This window comes from Mycobacterium sp. TH-M82 (assembly GCF_057473605.1).
The window spans coordinates 1-1,046 of record NZ_JBYCKY010000547.1 but is presented as its reverse complement, the minus strand read 5'-3'; the positions used below and the strand labels follow the sequence as shown (position 1 = coordinate 1,046).

The following is a 1,046-nucleotide window of genomic DNA, read 5'->3' as shown; positions in this document are numbered from 1 at the left end:
ATGCTCTCGCCGCGGCCGGCTGTGATCGGATCTTTCTCGACGTGGTGTCGGGCAAGCTGGCTCGCCGCCCTGAGCTGGACAAGGCGTTGCTGTCGGCCAGCCGGGCTGGCGATCAGTTGGTGGTGACCAAGCTCGACCGGCTGGGCCGGTCGCTGGAACACCTGATCGAGTTGTCGAAGCGCCTGGAGGCCGCCGGCGTGGATTTGGTGGTGCTTGACCAGGGGATCGACACATCGAGTGCGATCGGCCGCATGTTTTTCCAAATCCTCGGCGCTGTAGCGGAATTCGAGCATGCTTTGATGTCGGAGCGCACGATGGACGGCCTGGCGGCCGCGCGGGCCCGTGGCCGCACCGGTGGACAGAAACCGAAACTGGGGCCGCGCCAGGTGAAGCTGGCGCAGCAGATGTATGACGAGACCGGGGATGACGGGAAGCGCCGCTACACCGTTGCCCAGATCGCCGCCGAGTTCGGCGTCACCCGGCCCACCATCTACCGGCACCTGGGCAAGCCCGCCAACATCAGCACCTCGACCGCGATCATGTGACCGCCGCAAGTCAGCGTTTGCCCAGCCACTTGCGCACCGTCATACGGTCTACACCAAGTTCTTCGGCGATTCGGGTTTCGGAGATGCCTTCGCTGTGAGCGGATTGGGCCATGATCTGCGCAATCCGTGACGCCTCGGCCGCCGCCGCGCGCGCTCGGGCCAGTTTCTTGCCGTGCGCCCGGCGTTCTTTGTCGGTGTAGTGATCCAAGTGCATGTAGACATGTCTACACCACGGACTGTAGACTAGTCTACAGATCTGGAATCCGGATTTATGTCGGTGACCAGCGGTACGATTGACCAACGACGTTGTGGCCATTGGCGAATGGGCACACAGAACGTGAACAAAAGAAGCAAATAACGCAACCCGTGAACAGTGAGGGCAAGCAATGGCACTCGATGACGATGCGCTGCGGGCAATCGTCGACCCGCCGGTTGACGGGCCGGTGCTCAGCGGCGGGCCGGACCCGATGAGCGCGGCCCTAATGGCCGCGATGGCCGATT

At 63.2% G+C, this 1,046-nt stretch carries 2 protein-coding genes; one reads left to right on the top strand and one right to left on the bottom strand.

The window, feature by feature from the left end:
* A partial coding sequence (locus tag AC2VON_RS16595) for a recombinase family protein (protein ID WP_486953927.1) occupies positions 1–545 on the top strand: 545 nt, incomplete at its 5' end.
* Positions 546–555: 10 nt separating this feature from the next.
* Here the strand turns inward: AC2VON_RS16595 and AC2VON_RS16590 are convergent.
* The gene (locus AC2VON_RS16590; RefSeq protein ID WP_062908226.1) at positions 556–759 is read right to left on the bottom strand and encodes a helix-turn-helix domain-containing protein; all 204 of its coding nucleotides are present in this window, start codon (positions 757–759) and stop codon (positions 556–558) included.
* Positions 760–1,046 lie beyond the last annotated feature (287 nt).